The sequence below is a fragment of the Stenotrophomonas sp. P5_B8 genome (assembly GCF_054049855.1).
Genome location: NZ_JBFULO010000222.1, coordinates 1 through 6,023, shown reverse-complemented (window position 1 = coordinate 6,023; position 6,023 = coordinate 1). Strand labels below are relative to the sequence as shown.

Here is a 6,023-nt window from a genome sequence, read left to right as displayed (position 1 = left end):
AGTTGAAGTTGACCTTGACCTTGACCTTAAAAAGTTGCCGAAAAAAACAACACCCTCAAAGAATCTGCGCAGTCACCGCGACGAAATGACAGACACTGCCGCCGATCACAAACAGATGCCAGATCGCGTGCGAATAACGGATCGATTCGCGATGGTAGAAATACGTGCCCAACGTATAGGACAGCCCGCCAGCGAGCAGCCAACCCAACGTCCAGCCATCGATCGAGGCCCACATCGGCTTGATCGCCACCATCACCATCCAGCCCATCGCGATGTAGATGATCGTCGACAGCAGCTTGAAGCGCCCGGTGAAGAACAGCTTGAAGATCACCCCGGCAAAGGCCAGCACCCAGATCGCGGTGAACATGCCCCAGCCCCACGGACCGCCACGCAGCCCGATCAGCGTGAACGGCGTATACGTGCCGGCGATCAGCAGGTAGATGGCGCAGTGATCGAACACCTTCAGCCGACCCTTGACGACCGGGTGCTGGATCGCGTGGTACAGCGTGGAGGCCGTGTACAGCAGCAGCAACGCCACCCCGAACACGATCGCGCTGGCCAACTGCCAGCCGTCGCCATAGATGGCGGCCAGGGTGATCAGCACAGCGCTGGCGGCCAGCGCGGCCACCGCGCCGAGCCCGTGGGTCAGCGCGCTGGCGATTTCTTCACGTACGGAAGCAACTGTAGTCATGGCGATCGACACTGCGGGGAGGGGGGACCCGCTCCCCCCTATCATCGCCGCGATGGCGCGCGCATGCACGCGGGCCTGTTCAGACGCGGTATCAGCCGACCGAAATACTGTGTGCCGCTTCGCGCGTGGCAGCGAAGCGCACATCCGGCGCACGCTCCTGCGCCAGCTGCAGGTTGACCCGGGTCGGTGCCAGATACACCAGCTGCCCGGCCGCATCGATGCTCAGGTTGCCCGCGTTCTTTTCGCGGAACTCCTCCAGCTTCTTCTCGTTGCTGCAGGTGACCCAGCGCGCCGTGGTCACGCTGACCGGCTCGAAGGTGGCTTCCACGCCGTACTCGTCCTTCAGGCGGTAGGCGGCCACGTCGAACTGCAGCACACCCACCGCACCGAGGATCAGATCGTTGCTCATCAGCGGGCGGAAGAACTGCGTGGCACCTTCTTCGGAGAGCTGGGCCAGGCCCTTCTGCAGCTGCTTGAGCTTGAGCGGATCGCGCAGGCGTGCGCGGCGGAACAGTTCCGGGGCGAAGTTCGGGATGCCGGTGAAGCTCACCGCCTCGCCTTCGGTGAAGGTGTCACCGATGGAGATGGTGCCGTGGTTGTGGATACCGATGACATCGCCCGGCCACGCTTCGGCGGCGATCTCGCGATCGCTGGCCATGAAGGTCAGCGCGTTGGCCAGCTTCATTTCCTTGCCGGTGCGCACGTGGAAGGTCTTCATGCCGGCGACGAACCGGCCCGAGCAGATCCGCATGAAGGCCACGCGGTCGCGATGCTGCGGGTCCATGTTGGCCTGGATCTTGAACACGAAGCCGGTGAGCTTGTTTTCCTCCGGCGCGATCACCCGGCCGGTGGTGGCGCGCGGCTGCGGCGACGGCGCGTGCTCGACGAAGAAGTCCAGCAGCGGCTGCACGCCGAAGTTGTTCACGCCCGAGCCGAAGAACACCGGGGTCTGCTTGCCGGCCAGGTAGGCCTCCAGGTCGAACGGGTGGCTGGCGCCCTGCACCAGTTCCAGCTCGTCGCGCAGGTCGGCCAGCATGCGCTCACCGATCTTCTCGGCCAGGCCTGGCGAATCGATCGACGGGAAGATGGTCGAATCCTGGCGGGTGAAGTTGCGGCCCTGTTCGTACAGGTGGACTTCGCCGCTGATCAGGTGGACCACGCCTTTCAGGCGCTGGCCCATCCCGATCGGCCAGGTCACCGGCGCGCACTGGATGCCGAGCACGCTCTCCACTTCATCCAGCAGGTCGATCGGCTCCTTGCCCTCGCGGTCGAGCTTGTTGATGAAGGTCATGATCGGGGTATCGCGCAGGCGGCACACTTCCATCAGCTTGATGGTGCGCTCTTCCACGCCCTTGGCCACGTCGATCACCATCAGCGCCGAGTCCACCGCGGTGAGCACGCGGTAGGTGTCCTCGCCGAAGTCGGCGTGGCCGGGGGTGTCGAGCAGGTTGACGATCTTGCCTTCGTAAGGGAACTGCATCACCGAGGAGGTGACCGAGATCCCGCGCTCCTTTTCCAGCGCCATCCAGTCGGACGTTGCGTGGCGCGCGGCCTTGCGGCCCTTCACCGAACCGGCCATCTGGATCGCACCGCCGAACAGCAGCAGCTTTTCGGTCAGCGTGGTCTTGCCGGCGTCAGGATGGGAAATGATGGCGAAGGTGCGGCGGCGCGCGGCTTCGTTGGCGACTTCGGACATGGCGTGACGCGCCCGCCCGGGGCGCTTTTCATGGAGATAAGCCGTCCAGTATAGCGGGGGCGGGCGTGGCCGGGGTCAGGGCAGGGCGGCGGGGCCGCCCGGATCGGCTTCGCGGGCGAAGTGCAGCTCGCCCTGCGGGGTCACGATCCGTACCGGCACCGACCGCAGCTGCATGCCACTGTTGGTCTGGACCACGAAATGCAGGTGCGGCGCGGTGCTGAAACCGGTGTTGCCCGACAGGCCGATCCGCTGGCCAGCGTCGACCCGCTGGCCGCTGCGCACCAGGACGCCGTTGGCCTGCAGGTGCGCGTAGACGGCCATGCTGCCGTCTTCGTGCAGGATCCGAATGAAGTTGGCCCGCGCCCGATCGCGCACCGGGTCCTGTCCGTTCCCGTCGAAATTGCCCTGCACCTGCATCACCCGGCCGGCGCGCGCGGCGAGCACCGAGGTCCCTTCGGCCAGGGCGAAGTCGATGGCGTCGCGGTTCTCCGCATCGGTGTGGCTGAAACGGCCCTGCGGAGCCTGGGTGACCTGGAAGCGCCTGGCATCGAAAGGCAGCTGGTAGGCCACGTCCTGGGCCGTGGCGGTGGGATCGCCGGGCACCGCATCGAGCAGCAGGTCCAGCCGTGGTATGTCCGACGACAGTTGCAGGCGGGTCACCACGACGCTGGCCGAGCCGGCCAGCACCGCCTGCAGCGGCAGGCCGGGCAACGCCGTGGCGCCGGCCGGTTGGCGCAGTGCGATCTGCACCGGCCCGAACAGGTGGTTGTCCACGCGAGCCTGCCAGCGGCTGCCACCGCCCTCCAGCTTGACCGTGGCAATGCCCGCATCGAGGCGGTTGGCCGGCGCGGCGGCGTGGGCCTGCTCGACCAGGCCCCAGCCCGAGCGCCAGGCGGCATTGCCGGGCACGCTGGCGGCCTGGAGGGCGAGAGGACACGACAGCAAGGTCAGCAGCAGCGCACGGCGCATGGCGGGGATCCGGTGGAGATGGGCGCGACTGTACGCAACCGGGTCCGTTCAGGAAAGCGCGACGCTCGGTGCGTGCGGGTGGCGCCCTGATGAGAAAAAACTATATCGCTTCATCCCGATGAAAGGATTGACATCGCTGAAAGGGGCTGGCATCGTGGCTCCACCATCGAGACCGGCAGAGGGACAGGCCCTTTGAAGCCGGGGCAGCCCGCAGACGCGAAAGCGACCTGCGTAGGTGCCAAATCCTGCGGAGACCGTTGGTGTCTTCCGAAAGATGGTTCGAACCGTGCACCGTGCGTGCGCTTCGAACGCGAGCTCCGCGAAAGCTCGATGGCCGTTTTCCTACTTTGGATACCGCCATGGGTTTCGCCACCGCCACCGCTGTTGCCACCGACGCCTTCGCACCGATCAGCGTCCCGCTCGACGCCGGGTCCAACGCCGTGCGCGGCGAAATCGCCGCGGTGCTGTCGATGCGCCACGCCGGTGCCCGTCCGGTACGCCTGCGCTATGAACTGGTGGGGCGTGCGGGTGCACCGGTGGTGGTGCTGGCCGGGGGCATTTCCGCGCATCGGCACGTGGCCGCCAACACCGAATTCCCGGAAAAAGGCTGGGCCGAAGGGCTTGTCGCCGCCGGCCGCGCACTGGACCCAGCCGAGCAGCGCATCCTCGCCTTCGATTTCATCGGTGCCGACGGCGCGCTGGACCTGCCCATCGATACGGCCGACCAGGCCGACGCGCTGGCACTGCTGCTCGACCATCTCGGCATTGCCCAGGTGTTGTGCTTCGTCGGCTATTCCTACGGTGCACTGGTTGGCCAGCAGTTCGCCATCCGCCATCGCCCGCGTCTGCTCAAGCTGGTGGCGGTAAGCGGCGCGCATCGTCCGCATCCCTACGCCTCGGCCTGGCGCGCACTGCAGCGCCGTGCGGTGGCCCTGGGCCAGCTGCAATGCGCCGAAGGCCACGGGCTGGCCCTGGCGCGGCAGTTCGCGATGCTCAGCTACCGCACGCCGGAAGAATTCGGCGAGCGCTTCGATGCACCGCCGGAAGTGGTCAACGGCCGCGTGCGCGTGGCCGCCGAGGATTACCTCGATGCCGCCGGCGCGCAGTACGTGGCGCGCACCGCGGTGGACGCCTACCTGCGCCTGTCCGAATCGATCGACCTGCACCGCGTCGACCCGACCGCCATCCACCTGCCGACCGTGGTGGTGGCCGTGGAAGGCGACCGTCTGGTGCCGCTGGCCGATTGCGTTGGCCTGGTCGAAGGGCTGGGGCCGCGCGGCAGCCTGCGCGTGCTGCGCTCGCCGTACGGCCACGATGCCTTTCTCAAAGAAACCGATCGCATCGACGCGATCCTCGCCACCGCCATTCGTTCCCTGGGAGAAACCGCATGAGCCTGTCCACCGGTACCGAGCCGTCCTGTAGCCGCGTCACCGCCGCCGTGCGCGCCGGCATCGACCGCGACACCGCCCACGGTGCGGTGACGCCGCCGATCGTGCTGTCGTCCAACTTCAGCTTCGATGGCTTCGGCAACAAGCGCCAGTACGACTACACCCGCAGTGGCAATCCCACGCGCGACCTGCTTGGCGAAGCGCTGGCCGAACTGGAAGGCGGCGCGGGTGGGGTGATCACCTCCACCGGCATGGGCGCGATCAACCTGGTGCTCAACGCGCTGCTGCAGCCCGGCGATACGCTGGTGGTGCCGCATGATGCCTACGGTGGCAGCTGGCGTCTGTTCAACGCATTGGCCAAGAAGGGCCACTTCGGCCTGATCACCGCCGACCTGACCGACCCGCGTTCGCTTGCCGATGCGCTGGCGCAGTCGCCGACGCTGGTGCTGATCGAAACCCCGTCCAACCCGCTGCTGCGCATCACCGACCTGCGTTTCGTCATCGATGCCGCGCACAAGGCCGGGGCCAAGGTGGTGGTGGACAACACGTTCCTGTCACCGGCGCTGCAGCAGCCGATCGCCTTCGGGGCGGACGTGGTGCTGCACTCCACCACCAAGTACATCAACGGCCACAGCGACGTGGTGGGCGGTGCGGTGATCGCACGCGATGCGGCGGTGCATGAGCAGCTGGTGTGGTGGGCCAACGCGCTGGGCCTGACCGGGTCGCCGTTCGATGCGTTCCTGACCCTGCGTGGCCTGCGCACGCTCGGCGCGCGCCTGCGTGCGCACCAGGAGAACACCGCCGAGGTGGTCGACCTGCTGGTCGCCAGCGATGCGGTGGCCAACGTCTACTACCCGGGGCTGGCCGATCATCCCGGCCACGCCATCGCCGCGCGCCAGCAGGACGGCTTCGGCGCGATGCTGTCCTTCGAACTGGCCTCGTGCGAGGGCGATGATCCGCACGCGGCGGTGCGCGCATTCGTTGATGGGTTGCGCTGCTTCACCCTGGCCGAATCGCTCGGTGGCGTGGAAAGCCTGGTAGCGCATCCGGCGACCATGACCCATGCCGCGATGACCCCCGAGGCGCGCGCCCATGCCGGCATCAGCGAAGGCCTGTTGCGCCTGTCGGTGGGCATCGAATCCGCCGAAGACCTGCTCGCCGATCTGCAGGCCGGGCTGGAGCGCGCGCAGGCCGTGATCGACCTGCAGGCCAAGGCTGCCGTGCGCAAACAGGTGGATGCATGAGTGCGGTGCTGAACCTAGCGCCCGCACCGGCGCGC

5 protein-coding genes and 1 riboswitch are annotated in these 6,023 nt (G+C 67.2%); of the genes, 2 read left to right on the top strand and 3 right to left on the bottom strand.

Annotated features, from left to right (window positions below; translation table 11 throughout):
- Positions 1–55: 55 nt before the first annotated feature.
- The 3 genes from trhA to ACXJKH_RS12755 all read right to left on the bottom strand — a co-directional run bounded on the left by trhA (position 56) and on the right by ACXJKH_RS12755 (position 3,356).
- Positions 56–691 (bottom strand): PAQR family membrane homeostasis protein TrhA, encoded by a 636-nt coding sequence (trhA, locus tag ACXJKH_RS12765; RefSeq protein WP_457319753.1) that lies wholly within the window; start codon positions 689–691, stop codon positions 56–58.
- Positions 692–782: 91 nt separating this feature from the next.
- Positions 783–2,387, bottom strand: a complete 1,605-nt coding sequence (locus ACXJKH_RS12760; protein ID WP_256775817.1) for a peptide chain release factor 3 — start codon at positions 2,385–2,387, stop codon at positions 783–785.
- Positions 2,388–2,462: 75 nt separating this feature from the next.
- On the bottom strand, positions 2,463–3,356 hold the full coding sequence (locus ACXJKH_RS12755) for a M23 family metallopeptidase (RefSeq protein WP_457319751.1): 894 nt from the start codon (positions 3,354–3,356) through the stop codon (positions 2,463–2,465).
- A 160-nt stretch (positions 3,357–3,516) separates the two neighbouring features.
- A riboswitch (SAM riboswitch) is annotated at positions 3,517–3,637 on the top strand.
- 78 nt (positions 3,638–3,715) lie between these two features.
- Between ACXJKH_RS12755 and metX the strand changes: the two genes are divergently transcribed.
- Together metX and ACXJKH_RS12745 are read left to right on the top strand one after the other, a co-directional pair.
- Entirely contained in the window at positions 3,716–4,747 is a 1,032-nt protein-coding gene (gene metX, locus ACXJKH_RS12750; protein WP_457319749.1) for a homoserine O-succinyltransferase MetX, read from the top strand.
- The gene (locus ACXJKH_RS12745) at positions 4,744–5,988 is read left to right on the top strand and encodes an O-succinylhomoserine (thiol)-lyase (protein WP_457319747.1); all 1,245 of its coding nucleotides are present in this window, start codon (positions 4,744–4,746) and stop codon (positions 5,986–5,988) included. Before metX ends, ACXJKH_RS12745 begins: the two co-directional genes overlap by 4 nt.
- Positions 5,989–6,023 lie beyond the last annotated feature (35 nt).